Consider the following 1,884-nt stretch of genomic DNA (forward strand, 5'->3'; position numbering starts at 1 on the left):
GTAGTTGGTGTAAACGATAAGCAATTAGATCTTACAAAACACGATGTGATCTCAAATGCCTCCTGTACAACTAATTGTCTTGCTCCCGTCGTAAAGGTGTTAGATGAACAATTCGGCATTGAAAACGGTTTGATGACCACTGTACATGCATATACAAATGATCAAAACAATACCGATAATCCACATAAGGATTTACGTAGAGCCCGGGCTTGCGCACAATCGATTATTCCGACTACAACAGGTGCTGCTAAGGCATTAGCCAAGGTACTGCCACATTTGTCCGGCAAATTGCATGGGATGGCGCTACGTGTTCCGACTCCAAATGTATCGCTTGTAGACCTTGTAGTAGACGTAAAATGTGATGTGACAGTGGAACAAGTGAATGATGCCCTCCATACTGCGGCGCAAGGATCGATGAAGGGTATCATAGAATTCTGCGATGCACCGCTTGTGTCTGTAGATTTTAATACAAATCCAAGTTCGGCCATTATTGATGGTTTATCGACAATCGTGATGGGAACCCGTAAGATCAAGGTTCTTGCCTGGTACGATAACGAGTGGGGCTACTCTTGCCGCGTAGTTGATCTCGTAAAGCTAGTGGCAGATCGTTTGACTAGCCAGAAACATATGCAACTTATTTAAAGGGATAACCTGATAACTATTTATAGGAGTTTTTATAAAAAAGACAAAGGATGGTATAGATATGAGTACGATGACTGCCCAAATTGGATTACATGAGTTATTACATGGAAGCAATGTACAGGTTCAATTAAGTGTTCCGCAGCTAGTGGAAAAAGTATTGATGAGAGAAGAAGGAATATTAACTTCTACTGGTGCTGTCTCTGTTTCAACCGGTAAATACACAGGTCGTTCTCCTAAAGATAAATTTATTGTAAAAGAAGCATCCACTGCAGACAAAATGGATTGGGGCACCGTAAACCAACCGATTTCCCAACAACACTTTGATCATCTCTACACAAAGGTATTAGAGCACTTACAAGAAAAAGAAGAACTCTTCGTATTTAAAGGTTTTGCCGGAGCGGATCACAGCTGCCGTCTTCCCATTCAAGTGATCAATGAATATGCTTGGCATAACTTATTTGCCCATCAATTGTTTATTCGTCCGACAGAGGCGGAGCTCTCTAAACACGATGCACAATTTACAATCGTATCTGCTCCGACATTTAAAGCAGATCCAATTCTTGACGGCACAAATTCTGAAACGTTTATCATCGTTTCGTTTGAAAAGCGCATTGTACTGATCGGTGGTACTGAGTATGCAGGTGAAATGAAGAAATCCATTTTCTCTGTGATGAACTACTTGTTGCCAGAACAAGATATTTTATCCATGCACTGTTCTGCAAATGTAGGTGAAGAGGGCGATGTGGCACTATTTTTCGGCTTATCCGGTACAGGAAAGACAACGCTATCTGCAGATCCAGACCGCAAGTTAATCGGTGATGACGAGCATGGCTGGTCTGATGACGGTGTGTTTAATATTGAAGGCGGCTGCTATGCAAAATGCGTGAATCTATCTCGCGAGAAGGAGCCGCAAATCTTTGATGCGATTACATTCGGTTCTGTATTAGAAAATGTTACGATTGACGAGAATACTAGACTTGCCAATTACAACGATGTATCGCTAACTGAAAATACACGTGCCGCGTATCCCATTGACGCAATCGATAATATTATGCTTCCAAGCGTTGCCGGACATCCAAATACCATTGTGTTCTTAACAGCTGATGCATTCGGCGTATTGCCTCCAATCAGCAAGTTATCCAAAGAGCAAGCCATGTACCACTTCTTAAGCGGTTACACGAGTAAGCTAGCCGGAACAGAGCGGGGGATTACCTCTCCGCAAGTAACATTTTCGACATGCTT

General features: G+C 42.4%; 1 protein-coding gene and 1 pseudogene. Both read left to right on the forward strand.

Features of this window, described 5'->3' with window-relative positions; translation table 11 throughout:
- A pseudogene (locus tag AAHB12_RS31020) lies at positions 1 to 642 on the forward strand (type I glyceraldehyde-3-phosphate dehydrogenase); the annotation flags it as partial.
- 61 nt (positions 643 to 703) lie between these two features.
- The coding region (gene pckA, locus AAHB12_RS31025; protein WP_342048921.1) for a phosphoenolpyruvate carboxykinase (ATP) at positions 704 to 1,884 on the forward strand (1,181 nt) is incomplete at its 3' end.

The sequence above is a fragment of the Bacillus sp. OTU530 genome (genome assembly GCF_038440375.1).